The sequence below is a fragment of the Pseudotabrizicola alkalilacus genome, from assembly GCF_003443995.1.
Taxonomy (GTDB): Bacteria; Pseudomonadota; Alphaproteobacteria; order Rhodobacterales; family Rhodobacteraceae; genus Pseudotabrizicola; species Pseudotabrizicola alkalilacus.
This window is the reverse complement of record NZ_QWEY01000001.1, coordinates 596,209-617,343: the sequence shown is the minus strand read 5'-3', so window position 1 is coordinate 617,343 and position 21,135 is coordinate 596,209. Positions and strand designations below refer to the sequence as shown.

The 21,135-nt window shown below is 65.7% G+C and carries 20 protein-coding genes; 10 read left to right on the top strand and 10 right to left on the bottom strand.

Annotated features, from left to right (window positions below):
• Positions 1-53: 53 nt before the first annotated feature.
• The 3 genes from D1012_RS03025 to D1012_RS03015 all read left to right on the top strand — a co-directional run bounded on the left by D1012_RS03025 (position 54) and on the right by D1012_RS03015 (position 3,180).
• Positions 54-1,463, top strand: a complete 1,410-nt coding sequence (locus D1012_RS03025; RefSeq protein ID WP_199489429.1) for a YcjX family GTP-binding protein — start codon at positions 54-56, stop codon at positions 1,461-1,463.
• Positions 1,460-2,455, top strand: a complete 996-nt coding sequence (locus tag D1012_RS03020; protein ID WP_118149821.1) for a YcjF family protein — start codon at positions 1,460-1,462, stop codon at positions 2,453-2,455. Before D1012_RS03025 ends, D1012_RS03020 begins: the two co-directional genes overlap by 4 nt.
• A gap of 239 nt (positions 2,456-2,694) precedes the next feature.
• Positions 2,695-3,180, top strand: a complete 486-nt coding sequence (locus D1012_RS03015; RefSeq protein ID WP_199489428.1) for a GNAT family N-acetyltransferase — start codon at positions 2,695-2,697, stop codon at positions 3,178-3,180.
• A 23-nt stretch (positions 3,181-3,203) separates the two neighbouring features.
• On the opposite strand, the gene D1012_RS03010 is transcribed toward D1012_RS03015, so the two are convergent.
• From D1012_RS03010 to D1012_RS02985, 6 genes are all read right to left on the bottom strand, one after another.
• Positions 3,204-4,232, bottom strand: a complete 1,029-nt coding sequence (locus D1012_RS03010) for a HesA/MoeB/ThiF family protein (protein ID WP_118149819.1) — start codon at positions 4,230-4,232, stop codon at positions 3,204-3,206.
• A gap of 13 nt (positions 4,233-4,245) precedes the next feature.
• Positions 4,246-4,713 carry a dUTP diphosphatase gene (dut, locus tag D1012_RS03005; protein ID WP_118149818.1) on the bottom strand — a complete coding sequence of 156 codons (468 nt, stop codon included), beginning with the start codon at positions 4,711-4,713 and terminating at the stop codon, positions 4,246-4,248.
• Complete coding sequence (gene coaBC, locus D1012_RS03000) at positions 4,710-5,903, bottom strand: bifunctional phosphopantothenoylcysteine decarboxylase/phosphopantothenate--cysteine ligase CoaBC (protein ID WP_118149817.1); 1,194 nt, start codon at positions 5,901-5,903, stop codon at positions 4,710-4,712. The genes dut and coaBC overlap by 4 nt, the downstream gene beginning before the upstream one ends.
• An 86-nt stretch (positions 5,904-5,989) precedes the next feature.
• A complete protein-coding gene (locus tag D1012_RS02995) occupies positions 5,990-6,598 on the bottom strand; it encodes a DJ-1/PfpI family protein (RefSeq protein WP_118149816.1) in 609 nt (202 codons plus the stop codon).
• Positions 6,599-6,680: 82 nt separating this feature from the next.
• A complete protein-coding gene (locus D1012_RS02990) occupies positions 6,681-7,496 on the bottom strand; it encodes a ChaN family lipoprotein (protein WP_118149815.1) in 816 nt (271 codons plus the stop codon).
• Entirely contained in the window at positions 7,493-8,371 is an 879-nt protein-coding gene (locus D1012_RS02985) for an RNA polymerase factor sigma-32 (protein WP_118149814.1), read from the bottom strand. Before D1012_RS02985 ends, D1012_RS02990 begins: the two co-directional genes overlap by 4 nt.
• Before the next feature lie 93 nt (positions 8,372-8,464).
• Between D1012_RS02985 and cobU the strand changes: the two genes are divergently transcribed.
• From cobU to D1012_RS02965, 4 genes are all read left to right on the top strand, one after another.
• Positions 8,465-9,034: a bifunctional adenosylcobinamide kinase/adenosylcobinamide-phosphate guanylyltransferase gene (gene cobU, locus D1012_RS02980; protein ID WP_118149813.1), complete on the top strand. Its 570-nt coding sequence runs from the start codon at positions 8,465-8,467 to the stop codon at positions 9,032-9,034.
• Positions 9,031-9,597: a histidine phosphatase family protein gene (locus tag D1012_RS02975; RefSeq protein ID WP_118149812.1), complete on the top strand. Its 567-nt coding sequence runs from the start codon at positions 9,031-9,033 to the stop codon at positions 9,595-9,597. Before cobU ends, D1012_RS02975 begins: the two co-directional genes overlap by 4 nt.
• A gap of 87 nt (positions 9,598-9,684) precedes the next feature.
• Positions 9,685-10,548, top strand: coding sequence for a glutathione S-transferase (locus tag D1012_RS02970; protein ID WP_118150050.1), 864 nt, complete (start codon positions 9,685-9,687; stop codon positions 10,546-10,548).
• Positions 10,549-10,627: 79 nt separating this feature from the next.
• Positions 10,628-12,142, top strand: coding sequence for a YifB family Mg chelatase-like AAA ATPase (locus D1012_RS02965; protein WP_118150049.1), 1,515 nt, complete (start codon positions 10,628-10,630; stop codon positions 12,140-12,142).
• 103 nt (positions 12,143-12,245) lie between these two features.
• Here the strand turns inward: D1012_RS02965 and gshB are convergent, their stop codons facing one another.
• The 3 genes from gshB to rsmI are packed head-to-tail and all read right to left on the bottom strand — an operon-like array spanning position 12,246 to position 14,513.
• Positions 12,246-13,190: a glutathione synthase gene (gene gshB / locus D1012_RS02960; protein WP_118149811.1), complete on the bottom strand. Its 945-nt coding sequence runs from the start codon at positions 13,188-13,190 to the stop codon at positions 12,246-12,248.
• A gap of 57 nt (positions 13,191-13,247) precedes the next feature.
• Positions 13,248-13,601: a YraN family protein gene (locus D1012_RS02955; protein ID WP_118149810.1), complete on the bottom strand. Its 354-nt coding sequence runs from the start codon at positions 13,599-13,601 to the stop codon at positions 13,248-13,250.
• An 18-nt stretch (positions 13,602-13,619) separates the two neighbouring features.
• Positions 13,620-14,513, bottom strand: coding sequence for a 16S rRNA (cytidine(1402)-2'-O)-methyltransferase (gene rsmI, locus D1012_RS02950; protein ID WP_118149809.1), 894 nt, complete (start codon positions 14,511-14,513; stop codon positions 13,620-13,622).
• A gap of 86 nt (positions 14,514-14,599) precedes the next feature.
• Between rsmI and D1012_RS02945 the strand changes: the two genes are divergently transcribed.
• From D1012_RS02945 to murJ, 3 genes are read left to right on the top strand one after another with little or no spacing between them, the layout of a single operon-like run.
• Positions 14,600-15,778, top strand: coding sequence for a penicillin-binding protein activator (locus D1012_RS02945; RefSeq protein WP_118149808.1), 1,179 nt, complete (start codon positions 14,600-14,602; stop codon positions 15,776-15,778).
• A 9-nt stretch (positions 15,779-15,787) separates the two neighbouring features.
• The gene (locus tag D1012_RS02940) at positions 15,788-18,601 is read left to right on the top strand and encodes a [protein-PII] uridylyltransferase (RefSeq protein ID WP_435530893.1); all 2,814 of its coding nucleotides are present in this window, start codon (positions 15,788-15,790) and stop codon (positions 18,599-18,601) included.
• The gene (gene murJ / locus D1012_RS02935; RefSeq protein WP_118149807.1) at positions 18,598-20,145 is read left to right on the top strand and encodes a murein biosynthesis integral membrane protein MurJ; all 1,548 of its coding nucleotides are present in this window, start codon (positions 18,598-18,600) and stop codon (positions 20,143-20,145) included. Before D1012_RS02940 ends, murJ begins: the two co-directional genes overlap by 4 nt.
• Positions 20,146-20,417: 272 nt before the next feature.
• Here murJ and D1012_RS02930 read toward each other — a convergent pair whose 3' ends face one another.
• A complete protein-coding gene (locus D1012_RS02930) occupies positions 20,418-21,104 on the bottom strand; it encodes a rhomboid family intramembrane serine protease (protein WP_118150047.1) in 687 nt (228 codons plus the stop codon).
• Between the last annotated feature and the right edge of the window lie 31 nt (positions 21,105-21,135).

Sequence of the window (21,135 nt, the reverse complement as noted above, 5' to 3'; positions counted from 1 at the left end):
ACCCAGCGCGGATGTGCATGCCTATGTTGGGCCATGCACAAGGAATTGCTCAATTGGTTCTGTCCTCCCTGACTCATGGCATCTCCCGCAGCCTCGATGGCCTCGCGGGTTCGGTGACCGATCTGTTTGACCCGCCCCTGCGACTCGGCGTCACCGGCCTGTCGGGGGCGGGCAAGACCGTGTTTATCACCGCGCTGGTCGCCAATCTGCTGGACCGGGGCCGGATGCCGCAACTGGTGGCGCACAGTCAGGGCCGGATCGAGACCGTTCTGCTGCAACCCCAACCCGACCTGACCCTGCCGCGCTTTGACTTTGAGTCCCACCTGACCGACCTGATGGGCAGCGATCCTCGCTGGCCGCAATCGACCCGCGCGGTGTCGGAGCTGCGGCTCTCGTTCCGGCTGCGGCCCTCGGGCTTTCTGGGGCTGACCGGCAACACCCGGCTGCACCTTGATATTGTGGATTACCCCGGCGAATGGCTGCTGGATCTGTCACTGCTCGACAAAGACTATAGCCGCTGGGCCGAAGAGACGCTGACCCGCATCGCCAAACGGCCCGAGGCGGCCGATTTCATGGCGCAGGCCCGCGCCGAAGATGGGTCGCTTGCGCTGGACGAGCCGCGCGCCCAAGGGCTCGCCGCCGCCTTCACCGCCTATCTGCAGGCCGCGCGCGGCAAGGGCTGGTCTGACCTGACGCCGGGGCGGTTCCTGCTGCCGGGTGAGCTGGCCGGCTCTCCCGTCCTGACCTTTGCCCCCCTGCCCCAACCCGCCAGCACCCCGCGCGGCAGCCTGTGGCGTGAAATGGAACGGCGGTATGAGGCCTATAAGGCCAAGGTGGTCAAACCCTTCTTCCGCGATCATTTCTCGCGCATCGACCGGCAGGTGGTGTTGATGGATGTGCTGGGCGCGGTTCATGCCGGTCCGCGTGCGGTCGAAGACCTGCGCCGCACCATGGCCGAGATCCTCACCGCCTTCCGCCCCGGCGCGAACGGCTGGCTCAGCCGCATTCTGGGTGGCAAGCGGGTGGAAAAGATTCTGTTCGCCGCGACCAAGGCCGACCACCTGCACCACCACCAGCACCCGGCCCTGACAGCGATCACCGAGGCGTTGCTGTCAGACGCCCGCCGCCGCGCCGATTTTTCCGGCGCGCGCACCATGGCGCTGTCGCTGGCCAGCTTGCGCGCCACGGTCGAAGACTCCGTGCAGCGCGATGGTGCGCCACTGGATCTGGTGCGCGGGCGGCTGATCTCCACCGGCAAACAGGCCGCGATGTATGCGGGCGATCTGCCGACCGACCCCGCGCGCATCCTCGCCCCCGCCCGCGAAGGCGCGGAGCGCTGGCTGGATGCCGATTTCTCGCTGATGGGCTTTGCCCCCGCCCGCATGACCCTCAAACCCGGCGAGGGGCCGCCGCATATCCGGCTGGACCGGGCCGCCGAATTCCTGATCGGAGACCGGCTGTGACCGACCTGCCCCCGCCGCCCCGCAAGCCGCTGATCCTCGAACTTGAAGATGAGGTTGACCCCTCCAGCGCCGCGCCGGTGCCGGATGACCTGCCGCAAGGTCAGGCGATGCAGCTGGCCGCCCGCATCCGTGCGCCACGATCAAAGCTGGCGCGCTTTGCGCTCTGGGCGTTTAGCGCGTTCTTCACCTTTGCGCTCTCGGTCGCGGGTTATGATTTTGTGACCGGCCTGTTTGCCCGCAATGCGCTGCTGGGCTGGGTCGCGGGCGTGCTTCTGGTGCTCGCCTTGCTGGCCGCCGTACTGCTGGCGGGCCGCGAATGGTCGGCCTATATGCGGCTCATGCGGCTTGACCACCTGCGCCGCGACGCCATCACCGCGCGCCAGACTGCTGATCTCAAATCCGCCCGCCGCACCGTGGCATCGCTGGTCAGCCTCTACGCCGCCCGCCCTGATACCGCCTGGGGCCGCGCCCGGCTGGCCGAGCGCGAGGCCGAAGTGCTCGACGCCGACGCGCTGCTGTCGCTGGCCGAGGCCGAACTGCTCCCCCCGCTCGACGCCCGCGCCCGGGCCGAGGTCGAGGCGGCGGCGCGGCAGGTCGCCATGGTCACGGCACTGGTGCCGCTGGCGCTGGCCGATGTGGCCACCGCCCTTGTCGCCAACCTGCGCATGATCCGCCGCATCGCCGAAATCTACGGCGGTCGCTCCGGCGCGCTGGGGTCATGGGGCCTGTTGCGCCGGGTGTTCGCCTCGCTGCTGGCGGCGGGGGCGCTGGCATTGACCGATGACCTGATCGGCTCGGTCGCCGGGGGCGGCGTTCTGTCAAAACTCTCGCGCCGCTTTGGCGAGGGCGTGGTCAATGGCGCACTCACCGCCCGCGTCGGTCTCGCCGCCATCGACCTGTGCCGCCCGATGCCCTTTGTCGCGGTCGAGCGCCCCTCGACCTCCGGCACCGTCAGCCGGGCCTTGGCCGGATTGATGCCGCGCAAGGCCTGAAGTGGCACGCTCACCAAAGGTCGGACGCGCGCCGCGCGGGGAGTAATTTCAGAAAGGTGCAATGCACAGCGCCCGCGCAAAGGTTTACGCGCGCACACGGGCTTTGCTGCTTTCCAAATACTCAAAGCCACAAAGCGCAGCCTGCTGCGCGCACCGGGAAGACCCGCGAGGACAAAGGCGGCAGTCAGGCGTCAAGCGCATCTTCCAACCTTTGGCCGATCTGCTAACCTTTTTGCATGATGACAGCCAATCCATACAGCTTTCGCAAGGTGGCGCTGGGTGACCTTGATCTGCTGATGGCATGGCAATCAAGCCCGCATGTCCAAAAATGGTGGGGGGCACAGGAGCCTTATACTGCGGCGGATCTGGCCGATCCCCGCGTGGCACGCTGGATCGTCTCCTATGACGCACGCCCCTTTGGCTTCATGCAGGACTACAGCGTGCATGGCTGGGAAAACCACCATTTCGCCCATCTGCCCAAGGGTGCGCGGGGAATTGACCAATTTATCGGTGACCCGGACATGATCGGTGTTGGCCACGGACCAGCATTTATCCGCACAAGGCTGCAGGCTCTGTTCGATGCGGGCGCGCCGGTGATCGCGACCGATCCGCATCCAGACAACGCACAGGCGATTGCAGCCTATAAGAAACTGGGTTTCGAACCCTCTGGGCCCGCTCAGGAAACCCGGTGGGGTCTGATCCTTCCGATGCTGCTGAGGCCGTAGACCACACGCTTGGCTGCGCTCTGCTACCCCCCGCCGCAGGCCGCGCAGCCCGCGCGCCGCTTCACCCCGATCACCCGTGTTTCGGCATAAAGCGCGTCGTGGATCATCAGCCGCCCGCGCAGACCCTGCCCTGCGCCGGTCAGGTGCTTGACCGCCTCCATCGCCATCATCGCGCCGATCACGCCGGGCAAGGGCGCGGCCACCCCGGCCTCGGCGCAGGTCGGCACCATCCCCGGCGCCGGGCGCACCGGAAAGACGCATTCGAAACAGGGGCCGCCGTGCGTGGGATCATACAGGCTGATCTGGCCCTCCCATTGGGTGATGGCGGCCGAAATCAGTGGTTTGCCTGCCGCCGCACAGACCCGGTTCACCAGATAGCGGGTGTCGAAATTGTCGGTGCCATCCAGCACCAGATCATACTCTGCCACCAGCTCTGCCGCGAACCCCTCTTCCAGCTGCCGGTGATAGGGCCGCACCTCGATGAACGGGTTCAGCGCCTTCATGGCCACGTCTGCCGAAAACACCTTGGGCATCCCGATCCGCGCATCGGTATGGATGATCTGGCGTTGCAGGTTGGATCCCTCGACCGCGTCACCGTCAATCACCCCGATCACGCCCACGCCACTCGCCGCCAGATACAACAGCGCAGGCGAGCCAAGCCCGCCTGCCCCCACCACCAGCACCTTTGCCGCCTTCAGGCGCTTTTGCCCCGGCCCGCCGATCTCGCGCAGCAGGATGTGGCGGGCGTAGCGGTCCAGCTCCACCGCCGAGAACGCCCCCGGCCTGGCCTCCGCCACCACGGGCGCCACCCGGCCCTGCAGCCGACGCAAGCCTGTGCGATAGGCCAGCGCCAGCGCCGCCAGCACCCCCAGCACGAACCAGCCGCGAAACTCGCCGCCGACAAACGCGCCCAGCTCCGGCGGCATGTAGGGCGCATGCGCCAGCAGCAGCACCAAAAGCCAGCCCCATGCCAGCAGCCAGACCCATCGCGCAGCCCAGCCCAGCCAGCGCCCGCCCGCAAACACCGCCACAAAGCCCAATATGCCGATCATGCCAATTGTCCGATCATGACCGCCCGGTCGAGCCGAACCCACCCGCGCCGCGTTTGGTGTCGCCCAAAGCCTCGACCACCGCAAACGCGGCCTGCACCACCGGGGCCACGATCATCTGTGCCACGCGGTCGCCATGCTGGATCGTATAGGGCTGATCCGACAGGTTGATCAGCGCCACCCCCAGCGGCCCGCGATAATCGCTGTCAATCGTGCCCGGCGTGTTGGGCAGGGTGATCCCCGATTTTGTGGCCAACCCCGAGCGCGGCCGGACCTGCATCTCGAACCCCAGCGGAATCTCCACCCTTATGCCGGTCGGGCAGATCGCCCGCTGCATCGGCGCAAGCGTGAACCCCGTCGCCCGCATCTCCGGCGGCAGATTGGCGCGGATGTCGGCCCCCGCAGCGCCCGCTGTTTCATAGGCGGGCAAGGGCAAATCCCGGTCCGCCCAGTCTTCAAACACGATCTTCACCACTGGGGTCATTGCAACGCCTCCGCAATCTTTTCCGCCAACCGCCGCGCCACAGCCTCCTTGGTCATGCGCGGCCAGACCTCGGCCCCGGCATCAGAGATCACCGTCACCGCATTCTCGGCCCCGCCCATGATGCCGGTGCCGGGCGAGACATCATTGGCAACGATCCAATCACAACCTTTGCGCAGCCGCTTGGCGGTTGCATGCTCGACCACGGATTCCGTCTCGGCGGCAAAACCCACCACCAGACGCGGGCGCATCGCCCCCTGCGAGACGGTTGCCAGAATATCGGCGTTCTCGGCAAACTCCAGTCGCGGGGCCTGTCCCGCGCCGTCCTTCTTCATCTTCTGCGCGCCCGCATTGGCCACCCGCCAATCGGCCACCGCCGCCGCCATCACCGCCGCATCGGCGGGCAAGGCTGCCTGCACCGCCGCCAGCATCTGCGCCGCCGTCTCGACCCGCACCACTTCCACGCCGCACGGCACGGGCACCGAGGCTGGCCCGGTCACAAACGTCACCCGTGCGCCCAGATCGCGCAAGGCCGCCGCAATCGCCGTGCCCTGCGCGCCCGACGAGCGGTTGGCGATATAGCGCACCGGATCAATCGGCTCATGCGTCGGGCCGGAGGTCACCAACACATGCCGCCCCGCCAGCGGCCCACCGCCCAGCGCCGCACCAATAGCCGCCACAATCTCCACCGGCTCGGCCATCCGCCCCGGACCATACTCGCCGCAGGCCATCTCGCCCTCATTCGGGCCGACCATCAGCACCCCGTCACTGCGCAACTGCGCCAGATTGCGCTGCGTGGCCGGGTGCCCCCACATCCGCACATTCATCGCCGGGGCCACCAGCACCCGCTTGTCGGTCGCAAGCAGCAGGGTCGAGGCCAGATCATCGGCCCGCCCGCCCGCCATTTTCGCCATCAGATCCGCCGTTGCCGGGGCCACCACCAACAGGTCAGCGGCGCGGGACAGCTGGATATGCCCCATCTCTGCCTCATCGGTCAGATCGAACAACTCCTGATAAACCTTGTGGCCGGACAGCGCCGACACGCTCAGCGGTGTCACAAACTCGGCCCCGGCCCGCGTCAGCACCGGCACCACCGAGGCGCCCGCCTTTTGCAAAAGCCGGATCAGTTCCAACGACTTATAGGCCGCAATTCCGCCGCCAATGATCAACAGCACCCGTTTTCCGGCCAGCATGTCACGCCCCCTGTTTGTCCCCGGACGTTAGGGCGCAACGCCTGCCAAAGGCAACACCCCGTCAGCCATGGAAGGTGCCGGTACGGTCACACCAGCCCACGCGCTTTGGCAAACGGGTAATGGCTGCGATCCTTGTTCCAAAAATACTCGCCCCAGCCCGCGACCTTTTCGGCCGTCTCCACCCCATGCATCAGCGCAATCGCGCCCAGCGCCATATCCATCCCCGCTGATACACCGGAGGAGGTGATGAACCGGCCATCCTCAACCCACCTTGCCTCGCGCACCCAGTTCACCCCCGGTCCTTGCTGCGCAACCCAGCCAAAGGCGGCCTTGTTGGTCGTGGCAGACCGCCCGTCCAGCACCCCCGCCTTTGCAAGCAAGGCACTGCCGGTGCAGACGCTCAGCGTATACTCCGCCCGCGCCGAGCTTTGTGCAATCCAGTCCAGCAGACGCGCATTGCCAATCTCGCGTCGCGTTCCACGTCCACCCGGCACAAACAAAATGTCATACTCGATGCCCTCATCCAACGTCCGGTCAGCAAAGGCAGAAGGCCCCTGCCCACTTGCCACGGCGCCACCCGTCTCGGACACCAGTGACAGAGAAAATTCACTGTCCAACAACCCGAACATCTCCATCGGTCCGAACAGGTCTAGCAGTTCAAAGCCGGGAAAGACCAAGGCACCGATGCTGCGCATGACAATTTCCTCTGTGGGAGAAGGGGGTCAGGCTATCCGCGACATAGTCGTCTGTAAATTCGGTATCGCCGCCTTGCAGTGCTCAGCGAAACACCGCACAGGGGTCTTCACGTTCCACCGCTTCCGTCACCAGCCACAGATCAAACGGCGCCTCTGCCGGGGCCTCGCCCTCCATCTGCCCGACCGACAGCACCGACAGGCCGGGTGCTGCATCGGCCAGCACCGCTGGCACGCCCCAGTCAGTGCGGGCATGGCCCGATCCGGTGATCACCGCCACCGGCGGCCCCACCTCGTCCAGCGCCTGCAACACGGCCTGCGCCAGATAGGCGTCGCGCAGGCGCTGCGCCTGCACCATGCCCGGCAGCAGGTCCGCAGGCAGCGCATCGCAATGCGCCGTCCTCTGTTCCGCCTCGCGCGCGGCCTGCTCTGACTCCGGCAGCGCCCGTGCCAGACCGGGGCCATCCGGCATCACCGCCAAAGCGCCTTCGGAAACCGACCGCCGCGCCAGATCACGCGGCACCTCGGCCCCGTAATGGCGCGCGTCGCGGGCGGCGACAAAGATCGGATAGTACATCTCAAAATCAGGCCAGCCGCTCTGGTCCCAGCCCAGCGCCCGCGCCACCGCCGCCATATCGCCCAGATCCACCGGCACACGCGCCGCCGCGTCCGCAGACAGCTGCTCCCAGACCACCGCCTTCGGGGTCAGCGCAAACACCGCCCGCGCCTGATTGAAGTGGTGCGCGGGGTTGTCATGCACCTCGCCCAGCACCACCACATCGGCGGGCGGCAAGCTGTCCAGCCCCTCTGCCGCGATCTGCGCGGCCATTGCAGCACCAAAACCGGCGGCCCCCATCACGAAGGCGCCGGCAAGGCTCATGGTCAGGATCAGGTTTCTCATAAAAGAAAGTGATGCACTTCCCGCGACTGGGTTTCAAGGTTGCGCCGCATCTTGCCAAAGGCCGCCGCCTCCAGCTGCCGCACCCGCTCCTTGCTCAGCCCCAGCTCTTCGCCCAGCGATTCCAGAGTGCGCGGCTCGTCGCGCAGCTTGCGCTCGGCCACGATGAACCGCTCGCGTGGGTTCAGCGCCTGCATCGCCGTCACCAGCCAGCCGCGCAGGCACTCGGCGTCATGCGACAGTTCCACCTGCTCTGCCGCGCCCGCAGTGTCGTCTTCCAGCGCGTCAATCCATTCGCGCCCGTCCTCGTCACTCGACTGCGTGGCGTTAAGCGAGAAATCCGATCCCGACAGCCGCCCCTCCATCATCTCGACATCGGCCAGCGGCACCCCCACCTCGGTTGCCACCATCTGGCGCAGCTGGAACTGGTCCAGCTTTTCGCCGCGCTGCGACGCCTCGCGCTCCAGCTTGGCCTGGACCCGGCGCAGGTTGAAAAACAGCGCCTTCTGGCTGGAGGTCGACCCCGTGCGCACCATCGACCAGTTGCGCATCACGTAATCCTGAATGCTGGCCTTGATCCACCACACCGCATAGGTCGAAAACCGCACGCCACGATCCGGGTCAAACTTGTCCGCCGCCTTCATCAAGCCCAGCGATGCCTCTTGAATCAGGTCCGGCATCGGTGCGCCATAGCGGCGGAACTTTGACGCCATCGAAATCGCCAGCCGCATATAGGCCGTGATCAGCCGGTGCAGGGCCTTCTCGTCGCGTTGGTCGCGCCAGGCATAGGCCAGCTTCAGCTCGGTCTCGGCATCCAGCAATTCGGCCCGCATTGCTTGGCGGGACATGGTTTGGTCGCTATATCCGTCCAGTGCCATCTTTGTACCCCCAGTTTTTCGCCACCAGCGCCCGCCAGCCGAACCGCAACAATCGTTCGGAAAGACAGTCGCTTTTGAAAGGTTCTACGCAGCGTGACCGCGACCGGATCACTTTCCCCATCGACTTTTTCGCTTCCCGCGCTAACGCTCGTGGTCGGCGGCGCGCGTTCCGGCAAATCGCGGCTGGCCGAGAGGCTGGTCACCGCCGCCCACCGCCCCCGCACCTACATCGCCACCGCCCAAGCCTTTGACGCCGAGATGCGCGCCCGGATTGCCCAGCACCTGACAGACCGTGGCCCGGACTGGACCACGATCGAGGCCCCCACCGACATCGCCACCGCGCTCAAAGCCTGCGACCCCGCCGGGGCGATCCTGCTCGATTGCGCAACACTCTGGCTGTCCAACATGCTGCTGGCAGGACACGACCTGCGCCGCGCCAGCGAAGACCTTGTGGACACGCTCGCCACCAGCCCCGCGCCTGTCGTTGTTGTCTCCAACGAGGTGGGCTGGGGTATTGTTCCCGAAAATGCGCTCGCCCGGCAATTCCGGGACGCGCAGGGCCGGCTGAACCAGATGGTCGCCGCCCGTGCCGGGCTGGTCATCGGCGTCATGGCCGGCCTGCCCTTCGCGCTCAAGGGCACCTTGCCCGAGGGCGCACTATGACCCGCCTGCACCTCGTCCGCCACGGCCCGACCCATGCCAAGGTCATGGTCGGCTGGACCGATCTGCCCGCCGATCTGTCCGACACCGCCGCCATCACCCGGCTTTCCGCCCATTTGCCGCAGAATGCCGCCCTGATCTCCTCCGACCTGTCTCGCGCCGTCACCACCGCCGACGCGCTCACCCTGCCCTCCCGCACCCGCCTGCCGCATGATGCGTCCTTGCGCGAGTTGCACTTCGGCACGTGGGAAATGCAGACCTTCGCGCAGGCCGAGGCGGCAGATCCCGCCCATATCCGCGCCTTCTGGGAAACGCCGGGCACGATCCGCGCCCCCGGCGGCGAGGGCTGGCACGATATCACCGCCCGCATCACCGCCGCCCTCGACCGGCTGCCCGGTGAGACCATCGTGGTCTGCCACTTCGGCGCGATCCTTGCAGCACTGCAATGCCGCCTTGGCCTCACCGCGCAGGATGTATTTCAGCACAAGATCGACAACCTGTCGGTCACCGAATTGCACAAAACCTCTACGGGCTGGCAGGCCCTGCGCATCAATCACATTCCGTGATGACCACCCGCAAAAATCATCACTTTCCATGACCTGTGCTCTGGCCTTAGCTGGCGCAAACCAGAGCCGAGGAGCCGCCAGATGACCATCCCCTATGACCTCGTGATCGGCGACCGCGCCTATTCCAGCTGGAGCCTGCGCGGCTGGCTCTTGTTCGACGCCTTCGGCATCCCGTACAAATTGCACAAGGCGCGGCTTTACACCGATGAGCTGCCCACGCTGCTCAAGCAATTCCACCCCGCCCGCACTGCCCCCACCATCCGCACGCCCGACGGCGTGGTGATGCCGGAAAGTCTGGCGATTGCCGAAGAACTCGCCTCCCGCCACCCCGATGCCGGGATCTGGCCGACCGATCCAAAGCCCCGCGCCATCGCCCGTGTGCTGGCGGCAGAAATGCACGCAGGCTTCACCGCGCTGCGCAGCCATTGCCCGATGAACCTGCGGCTCAGCTATACCGATTGCAACCCGCCGCAAGCCGTGCTGGATGACCTGAAACGGCTGGAAACGATCTGGGATTGGGCATGGGACCAGACCGGATCACCCCATTGGCTCTGCGGTGAATATTCCGCCGCCGATGTGTTCTTTGCCCCCGTCGCCAGCCGAATCGCCACCTATAACCTGCCGGTCAGCCCGCGTGCGATGCAGTACGTGCAGGCCCAGCTCGCGCATCCCAGCTTCCGCCAATGGCGTGCGATGGGGCTGGTCGACGGCGCAGATCAGGATTTTTACCGCCGTGATTACCCGACACGGTCCTGGCCCGGCCCCACGCCCCTGCCCGCCCGCGCGGTCGACGGCACCGCCTCGGAAAACAGCGCCTGCCCCTATTCCGGCAAGCCCGTCACCCATGTGCTGGAGCTTCGCGGCCGCCGCTTCGGCTTTTGCAACGCGTTCTGCCGCGACAAGACCGTGGCTGACGCCGAGGCATGGCCAAAGTTCATGGCCCTGCTTTAGCCCGCATCGCGGGACAGACGGCGTTAACCATTCGCTAACCCCGTCCCGTTAACCCTTTGCTACGGGATCGGGGTGAATGATGGTCGCCAAAGCCTATACAGTCGCGTTTGAAGGGGTGGAGGCGCGTCTGGTCGAAGTGCAATGCGCCGTCTCGCCCGGCATGCCCGGCTTTTCCATCGTCGGCCTGCCGGACAAAGCGGTGTCCGAGGCCAAGGAACGGGTGCGCGCGGCGCTGAGTTCGATGTCGATCGCGCTGCCGACCAAGAAGATCACCGTCAACCTCTCCCCCGCCGACCTGCCGAAAGAGGGGTCGCATTTTGACCTGCCCATCGCACTGGCGCTGCTCGCCGCCATCGACATCATCCCCAAGGACGAGGTGGAGGCGACCGTCGCCCTGGGCGAGCTGTCGTTGGATGGCCGCCTGATCGCCGTGATCGGCGCGCTGCCCGCCGCCATGGCCGCCGCCGAAAGCGACCGCTCCCTGCTGTGTCCCCGCGCCTGCGGCGCCGAGGCCGCATGGGTCGGCGCGACAGAGGTGCTCGCCGCCGCCTCACTGGATGAGGTGGTGCGCCACTATACCGGCCAATGCCCGCTGCCGCCCGCCGAGGCAGGCGAGGTGCTGCCCCGGACGGGGGGCCGTGACCTCGCCGAGGTCAAGGGTCAGGAACGTGCCAAGCGCGCGCTGGAAATCGCCGCCGCAGGCCGCCATCACATGCTGATGGTGGGCACGCCCGGCTCTGGTAAATCCATGCTGGCGGCACGGCTGCCCGGCATCCTGCCCCCGCTGTCGGCGGTCGAGGCGCTGGAAACCTCGATGATTCACTCGCTGGCCGGGCTGTTGACCGAAGGCGGCATCTCCCGCGAGCGCCCGTTCCGCGAACCGCATCACACAGCATCAATGGCCGCCATCGTCGGCGGGGGAAAGGGCGCGAAGCCGGGCGAAATCAGCCTTGCGCACAATGGGGTGCTGTTTCTGGACGAGTTTCCGGAATTCCCCCGGCAGGTGCTGGAAACCCTGCGCCAGCCGATCGAAACCGGCGAGGTGATGGTGGCCCGCGCCAATGCCCATATCCGCTATCCCTGCCGGTTTTTGCTGCTCGCCGCCGCCAACCCCTGCCGCTGCGGCTATCTGTCCGACCCGGCCCGCGCCTGCGGCAAGGCGCCCTTGTGCGGCGACGACTATCTGGGCCGGATCTCTGGGCCACTGATGGACCGGTTCGATCTGCGCGTCGACGTGCCCCCCGTCGCCTACGCCGACCTTGACCTTCCCGCGACCGGGGAAAGCTCCGCCAGCATCGCCGCCCGCGTGTCCCGCGCCCGCGCGCTGCAAACCACGCGCTACGCTCAGGACGAAGGCCTCCGCGTCAACGCGGATCTGGAAGGCAGACGTCTGGAAGAGGTCGCCACCCCGGATGCCGAAGGCCGCGCCCTGATCGCGCGAGTCGCCGAACGCATGGGCCTGACCGCGCGCGGCTATCACCGGGTGCTGCGCGTTGCCCGCACCATCGCCGATCTGGACACCTCACCGGCCGTGCGCCACCCCCATGTGGCGGAGGCGGTCAGCTACCGCTTTGCGGTCGGCTCAAAATCATAGCCCCGTCGCAGCACAAATTTTCTGCGAAAATTTACGTCGCCCTGCCGACCGATGTGTCACCTGATCCCAGAATTTTCGCAGAAAATTCGCCCCGCCGAGTCAATCACCCCGCCCGTTTGACCTCGATAACCTCCCAGATCCGCGCCGCTGCGTTGGTCCCGTCAAACCGCTCCAGCTCCTGAATCCCGGTAGGCGAGGTCACATTGATTTCAGTCAGCCAGTCGCCGATCACGTCTATGCCCACAAATACCTGGCCTTTGTCGCGCAACACCGGCCCGATCCGGGCGCAAATCTCCAGATCCCGCGCGGTCAGCCCGACCTTTTCCGGCCGCCCCCCGGCATGCATGTTCGACCGCGTTTCACCATCCTGCGGCACCCGGTTGATCGCCCCCACCGGCTCCCCGTCGACCAGAATCACCCGTTTGTCCCCGGCCGAAACCGCCGGCAGGAATTTCTGCACGATCAGCGGCTCCCGGTTCATCCCGGTGAACATTTCATGCAGACTGGCCAGATTGCGGTCATTCGGGTCCAGCCGGAACACCCCGGCCCCGCCATTGCCGTACAAAGGCTTCAGAATGATATCGCCATGCCGCGCCTTGAACGCCCGGATCGTCTGCAAATCCCGCGCAATTGCCGTCGGAGGCGTCAGATCGGGAAACCGCAACACCAGCAACTTTTCCGGAAAATTCCGCACCCAGAACGGATCATTCACCACCAGCGTCTTCGGATGGATCATCTCCAGCAGATGCGTTGTCGTGATATAGCCCATGTCAAACGGCGGGTCCTGCCGCAGCCAGACCACATCCATCTCCGACAGATCGACCTCGACCTCCGGCCCGTAACTCACATGATTCCCGATCTCACGCCGCAGCTCGATCCAGAACCCCCGCGCCATCACCCGGCCTTCGACAAAGGCCAAGCGGTCCGGCGTGTAATAAAACAACGCATGCCCACGCGCCTGCGCTTCCAGCGCAATCCGGAACGTGCTGTCGGCATTTATATTGACCGACCCGATCGGGTCCATCTGCAGGGCAACTTTAAGCGGCATGGGCAATCCTCCGTGATCGCGCCAGCATTGGCGCAAAGCCGGGAAAGATGCAAACCGTCAGGCGGCGAAGGCGTTCTCCAGCACCTCGATCCGGCCCGTCCCGTCCACCAAAGCCACATCGAACCGCACCGGCGTATTCTGACCCGCCGGCTCCCCGCCGATAAAACACGCAGCCGAAGCATAGATCCGCTCCATCTGCCGCACGGTCAGTCGTTCTGACGCCACTGCGTGGCTGCGCGCCTGCTTGACCTCGATGAAAATCACCTCCGCCCCGTCGCGCGCAATCAGGTCAATCTCACCGCCCGGTCCGCGCCAGCGGCGTGCAATGACCGACCGCCCGGAGCGGTCATAAAGCCGCGCCACCTGTTCCTCTGCCGCCATGCCTGCATAATAGCTTCTGCGTCCGCTCATCCCACGTCCTTCCGAACTTCATCGCCCCCGCGCCAGGGCAAGCTGATACACGTCGCGCCGCGGCAGGCCATAAGCATCGGCAATCGCCGCTGCCGCATCCTTGACCGACATGCTTTCCAGCGCGCGGTCCAGCGCTGCCTCTACCGTTTCCGCATCGGCCTGCACTGCAGCCCCACGGTCGATCAGCAAGACGATCTCACCCTTAACCTCACGCCCGTCAAAGGCTGCTGCCAGTTCTGCCAGCGTTCCGCGGGTGACCTCTTCAAACCGTTTGGTCAATTCCCGGCATACCACCGCCTGTCTCTCTTCACCGAAGTATTCCACGCAATTCATTAATGTTTCACCAATGCGTTTCGGGCTTTCATACAGGATCAGCGTCGCCCCGACCCGCACCAGTTCGCTCAGAAATGTGCGCCTTGCTGTTTTGGCCGACGGAGGGAACCCCGCGAACAAAAACCGGTCCGAGGGCAGACCCGACACGGTCAGCGCGCAGAGCACGGCCGAGGCGCCGGGGGCGGCCAGAACGGCCATGCCTTCGGCAATCGCCGCCCGGGCCAGTCCGAATCCGGGGTCAGAGATCAGCGGCGTTCCGGCCTCTGACGCATAGACCACCGATTTGCCTTCGCTCAGCGCCCGCATCAGCCGGGGCAACGCCTGCGCCTCATTGTGCTCATGATAGGGCACCAGCGCCCGGTCTTTCAGCGCAACCCCATGAATTTCCATCAGATGCCGCAGGCTGCGGGTGTCTTCGGCGGCCAGCACATCGGCCCCGGCCAGCAGGTCCAGCGCCCGCAGGGTGATATCACGGGCCGCTCCGATCGGGGTTGCCACAAAATGCAGCCCCGGCGGAATCTCGCGCGGCGCTGCGATATGCGCGGTGGCAGAAGGGGAATCTGGTCTGTCGGCTGTCATCGGGGGGTCCTGACAAGTTTACTTCGTCTGCCATAGCCCGTAAGTTCAGCCATCAGAGCTGCGCAGTCCGGGAAGAGGAAGTTCATATGTTGTCTGTTATAAGCCGGGCCCGCAAGTCGCTGGGTCGTGCGGCCTTCGCCTTGGCTGCCGTTGCACTTGCCGCCTGCCAACCTGCCACCGGCCCCGGAGCCGGCGGCCCTTCGGTCGATTCGTCCGCCCCGGTCATCGTGGCCCTGCTGGTGCCCTCCGGTTCTGGTCAGGCCAGCGACGAGCTGCTGGCGCGGTCCTTGCAGAATGCCGCCCGTCTGGCGATTTCCGATCTGGGCAACAGCCGGATCGACCTGCGTGTCTATAACACCGCAGGCCAGCCCGGCACCGCGCAGGCCATGGCGACAAAGGCCATCGACGACGGGGCCAAGATCATCCTCGGCCCGGTCTTCGCGCAAGAGGCAAATGCCGCAGGCCGCGCCGCAGCCGCGCGCGGCATCAATGTGCTGGCCTTCTCGAACAACCCGGATATTGCCGGGGGCAATGTCTTCATCCTCGGCCCCACCTTCGGCAACACCGCCACCCGTCTGGCCGGCTATGCCGTGCGCAATGGCAAACGCCGGATCATGGTGGTGCATGAACAGAACACGGCAGGCCAGCTGGGCCGCGCCGCGATCGAGCAGGGCGTCGCCCGCGCCGGTGGCTCTGTCGTCGGGGTCGGCTCGTATGAGTTCTCGCAAAACGGCGTGGTTGCCGCCGCTCCGCGTCTGGCCGCAGCGGCGCGTGACAACAATGCCGATGCCGTGTTCCTGACCGCCGATACCGCAGGCGCATTGCCGCTGGTCAGCCAGCTTCTGTCCGAAAACGGCCTTGGCCCGGCAGTCACCCAGTTCATCGGCCTGACCCGTTGGGATATTCCGCAAGGCACGCTGGCCCTGCCCGGTGTGCAGGGGGGCTGGTTTGCCCTGCCTGATCCGGCGCTTTATCAACAATACCAGTCGCGTTATCAGACCGCCTTTGGCGAGCCGCCGCACCCGATCTCGGGACTGGCCTATGACGGTATTGCCGCCATCGGCGCGCTGCTGAAACAGGGCCGCTCCAATGCGCTGACCGGGCAGGCACTGACCCAGTCGGCGGGCTTTGTCGGGGTCAACGGCATCTTCCGCCTGCGCTCTGATGGTCAGAACGAACGCGGTCTGGCCGTCGCCCAGATCCGCAACAATCAGGTGGTGATCATCGACCCGGCCCCGCGCAGCTTTGGCGGCTTCGGGTCATAAGGCAGGCCCATGGCGCGTGCCGCCACCCCCCGGACGCCGGTTTCCGACCCTGCGCCTGATGCAGCCGCCCTGGCGGCTGCGCCAGACATGCTGCTGCCCCCCGCGCAGATCTTTGACACCGCCGCCTGTCTGGCCGCCATCGCGCAGGAACGCGACGAAGCCCCCGACAGCCGCGCGTTGCGCAGCATCGCGGTCCGCCATCTGGCCGAGGCCCGCGCCCGTGGCAATGCCGCACTCGCCGAAGCCTTTCGCCTGCGCCCCCGTGACGCCCGCGCATTGGTGCTGGGGCAATCAGTCCTGACCGACGGTCTGGTGCGCGTGGCACTGGACGTATCGTGCCGCTGGCTGCACCCGCTCTCCAACCCCACCGAATCAGAACGCATCGCCGTGCTGGCGGTCGGCGGCTACGGGCGCGCCGAAATGGCCCCGGCCTCTGATGTTGACCTGTTGTTCCTGACGCCGTGGAAAACCACGCCCTGGGCCGAAAGCGTGGTCGAATCCATGCTCTACATCCTGTGGGATCTGAAGCTCAAAGTCGGCCACGCCACCCGCACCGTCAAAGACTGCATCCGTCTGGGCCGTGAGGATATCACCATCCGCACCGCCCTGCTGGAACACCGCTTCATCGCCGGGTACGAGCCGCTGGCCACCGACCTCGGCGACCGGCTCTGGACAGAGCTGTTCCGCAATTCCGGCCCCGAGTTCATCGAGGCGAAACTCTCCGAACGGGCGGAGCGGCACAAGCGTCAGGGCGGTCAGCGCTATGTGCTGGAACCCAATGTCAAAGAGGGCAAGGGCGGTTTGCGCGACCTGCAAACCCTGTACTGGATCGGCAAATACCTGCACCGCGTTCCCGCCGCGCGGGAGCTGGTCGCCATCGGCCTGTTCCGCCCCGAAGAATACGTCACCTTCCGCACCGCCGAGGAATTCCTCTGGGCCGTGCGCTGCCACCTGCATTACATCGCGGGTCGCGCCATGGATCAGCTGACCTTTGACCTGCAGGTAGAGGTGGCAGACCGCATGGGCTACCGCGACGCAAACGGCCGCCGTGCAGTGGAAATCTTCATGCAGGACTACTTCCGCCACGCCACCCGCGTGGGCGAGCTGACCCGCATCTTCCTCACCGAACTCGAAGCCCGCCACGCCAAGCCCGAAGCCAGCCTGCTGGGCATCTTCAAGCGCAAGAAACGCGTGCGCGACGGCTATGTGCTGGTGCAGGGCCGCATCAATGTCGCGAATGAGGCCAGCTTCCTTGCCGACAAGCTCAACCTCTTGCGGGTGTTCGAAGAGGCGCTGCGCACCGGCTATCTGGTCCACCCCAACGCCCTGCGCCTGATTGCCGCCAACCTCGACCTGATCGACGATGACATGCGCGACGACCCCGAGGCAGTGCGCCTGTTCACCGATATGCTGCTGAAACACGGCAACCCCGAACGCGCCCTGCGCCGGATGAACGAGATCGGCGTGCTCGGAGCCTTTATCCCGGAATTCGAACGCATCGTCGCCATGATGCAGTTCAACGTCTACCATCACTACACCGTAGACGAACACATCATCCAGTGCGTCAGCGTCCTCGCCCAGATCGAACGCGGCGAACTGGTCGAAGAGCTGCCCGTCGCCTCCGGCATCCTCAAGGCCGGGATCAACCGCAAGGTGATCTACATCGCCCTTTTGCTGCATGACATCGGCAAGGGCCGGCCCGAAGATCATTCGATCATCGGCGCACAGATGGCCCGCCGCATTGCGCCGCGCCTTGGCCTGACGGCGGATGAGGTGGAAACCGTCGAATGGCTGGTACGCTATCACCTGCTGATGTCCGACATGGCGCAAAAGCGTGACATCGGCGATCCGCGCACGCTGCGCGACTTTGCCAAGGCGGTGAAGACCCGCAAACGGCTGGATCTGCTGACCGTGCTGACCGTCTGCGACATCCGCGGCGTTGGCCCCGGCACCTGGAACAACTGGAAAGCCATGCTGCTGCGCCGTCTCTACAGCGAGACCGCCGAAGCGCTGGAAAACGGGCTGGAAAACGTCAACCGCACCAAGCGCGAGGATGAGGGCAAAAAAGCCCTGCGCACCGCCCTGTCCGACTGGCCGCTGGCCGACATCCGTGCCGAACTGGCCCGCCACTACGCCCCCTACTGGCAGGGCCTGCCGACCGAAACGCAGGCCGTGTTCGCCCGCCTGCTGCGCGGTCTGGCCGATGACGAGATCCGCATCGACCTGCACCCTGAACCCGACCGCGACGCCACCCGCGCCGCCTTTGCGCTGGCCGATCATCCGGGCATCTTCTCACGCCTCGCGGGGGCACTTGCCCTTGTCGGGGCCAATGTGGTCGATGCCCGCACCTATACGTCGAAAGACGGTTATGCCACGGCGGTATTCTGGGTGCAGGACGCCGAAGGCAAACCCTATGACGAGGCCCGCCTGCCCCGCCTGCGCGCCATGATCGAAAAGACCCTGCGCGGTCAGGTGGTCGCGCGCGACGCGCTCAAAGACCGCGACAAGGTGAAAAAGCGCGACAGCGAGTTCCGGTTTCCGACCCATATCATGTTCGATAACGAAGGCTCCGACATCTACACCATCATCGAGGTCGATACCCGCGACCGCCCCGGCCTGCTGTATGACCTGACCCGGACGCTGGCGAACAACAACATCTACATCGCCTCTGCCGTGATCGCGACCTATGGCGCGCAGGTGGTGGACAGCTTTTACGTCAAGGACATGTTCGGTCTGAAACTCCACGCCAAACCCAAACAGGACGCGCTGGAGAAAAAGCTGCGCCAAGCCATCACCGAAGGCCGGGAGCGGGCCGCCACATGAAACCGATCCGGCTGATCCGCTCGATCATGGTGGTCGGCGGCTGGACGCTGCTGTCACGCGGCGCAGGCTTTGCCCGCGACATCATGATGGCCGCCTATCTGGGCGCGGGCCCGGTGGCCGAGGCGTTCCTGATCGCGTTTTCCCTGCCCAACATGTTCCGCCGCTTCTTTGCCGAAGGCGCGTTCAACATGGCCTTCGTGCCGATGTTCGCCAAAAAGCTCGAAGGCGGCGAGGATGCAAAGGGCTTTGCCCGCGATGCCTTTTCCGGGCTGGCGGGCATATTGATCGTGTTTTCCCTGCTGGGCACGCTGGCGATGCCATGGCTGGTCTGGGCCATGGCATCCGGCTTTGTCGGCGACGAACGCTTTGATCTGGCGGTGCTTTATGGCCGGATCGGGTTTTCCTACATCCTCTTCATCAGCCTTGTTGCGCTGCTGTCGGGCGTGCTCAACGCCTTTGGCCGCTTTACCGAAGCGTCTTTCGTGCCGGTGCTGATGAACCTGATGTTCATCGCCGCCATGCTGCTGGCGGCCCGGTTCGGCTGGGATATGGGGCTGACACTCGCATGGACCGTGCCGGTCACCGGGGTCGCGCAGTTCGCCTTTACATGGTGGTCCGCCGCGCGCGTGGGCTTTGCGCTCAAGCCTGCATGGCCCAGAATGACGCCAGAGCTGAAACGCCTGTTCATCATCGCAGCGCCTGCGGTGCTGGCGGGGGGGGTCATTCAGATCAACCTGCTGGTGGGCCGTCAGGTCGCCAGCTTTACCGAAGGCGCTGTTGCGTGGCTGTCCTATGCCGACCGGCTGTATCAGCTGCCCTTGGGCGTGGTCGGGATTGCCATCGGCACCGTGCTGTTGCCCGACCTGTCGCGCCGCCTGCGCGCAGGCGACGCGCAGGGCGGGCGCGACAGTTTCAACCGGGGCAGCGAATTTGCGATGGCGCTGACCCTTCCGGCGGCGGTGGCACTGGTGGTCATTGCCATGCCGCTCTGCGCCGTGCTGTATCAGCGTGGCGAATTTGGCGCGGATGACACCGCCAATACCGCCATGGCGCTGGCTGCCTACGGGCTGGGTCTGCCCGCCTTCATGCTGCAAAAGATGCTGCAACCGCTGTATTACGCCCGTGAAGACACCCGCCGCCCGTTCCGCTATGCCTTGGTCTGCATGGTGGTGAATGCGCTGATCGCCATCGGGCTGATGCCGGTGATCGGCTTTGTCGCGGCAGCGCTGGCGACCACGCTGTCGGCCTGGGTCATGGTCTGGCAACTCTGGCGCGGCAGTCGCGGCATGGGCGAGGCGGCGCAGTTTGACGACCGCTTCCGCGCCCGCGCGTGGCGGATTCTGGTGGCCTCCCTTGCCATGGGGGCCGTGCTGTTCGGCGCGATGACGGTGCTTGGCCCGATGCTCGGCACCCCCGGCCTGCGCTATGCCGGTCTGGCGCTGCTGATCGGGGCAGGCATCTTCAGCTATTTCGCCACCGGGGCGCTGATCGGCGCGTTCCGGCTGTCAGATTTCCGCTCTGCCCTGCGCCGCAAACAAGACTGACATCCGGCGGGCCGTGGTCGCGCGGGACTGCGGTGGAACGCTCCGCGGGGAGTATTTGAAAAGCAGCAATGCAAAGGATCTCATGGGGTTTGCTGCTTTCTGAAATACTCCCGCCGGAGGCGAACCGGCCTCACCACCCGCGCGCGGTGCCAAAGCTGTCGCCCCCCCCCGGATCAGGTGCAGGACCGCATCCCAAATGTTAAGACCGCGTTAAAATCAAAAGACAAACCCTTGATTTCTTTGCATCCAAAGGCATGTAACACAGTGGGCAGCTAGCGCTGCCGCACCTTCTCCAGCACCCGGCCCCAGCCACCGGGGCTGACGACGAAGGACAGGACAAACCCGGTCACAAACCCGGTCAGGTCGGCCACCCATTCATAGCCGCCGCCAAACAGCAGCCCAAACACCAGCTGAATCCCCAACAGGAACCCGATCAGCGTAAAGGCCCGGTACTTGTTCGCCCTCACCGCCGCCAGATTGACCCAGAGCAGAAAGGTGAACCCCCCGATCAACCCATAGACTGGCGGATACCCCCCGATCACCGGCGCGCGGACCCCCGGCAACACCAGCGTATAGACCAGCGCCCCGACAATCGCCGAGGCAAAGAAGATCAGCAGAACCGCCCACCAGCGGAACACCTCCCCCACCATCTTGCCCAGTGCCAGCAGGATGACGACGACAAAGACCACATGGGTCACATTGCCATGCACAAACGGATAGCTGACCAGCCGGTGCCACCCGTCCAGCGGATATTGCCCGGTCTCCAGCAAATAGCGCATCAGGTCAGGGGAAAAGGCAAACCGCTCCAGCGCCTGCAGCCGCCAGCCGATCCCCTCCGCCCCGCCAATCAACCCGGCCCCGGCAGCACTCAGCACCAGTTCCATCGCGATCATCGGCAAGGCCAGCACCCAGACCACCAGCGGCAACGGGTTCAGCGGGGCAGCATTCATGTCCTGCATGGCAAACTCCTGTCGGGCCGTCCCGATTGAC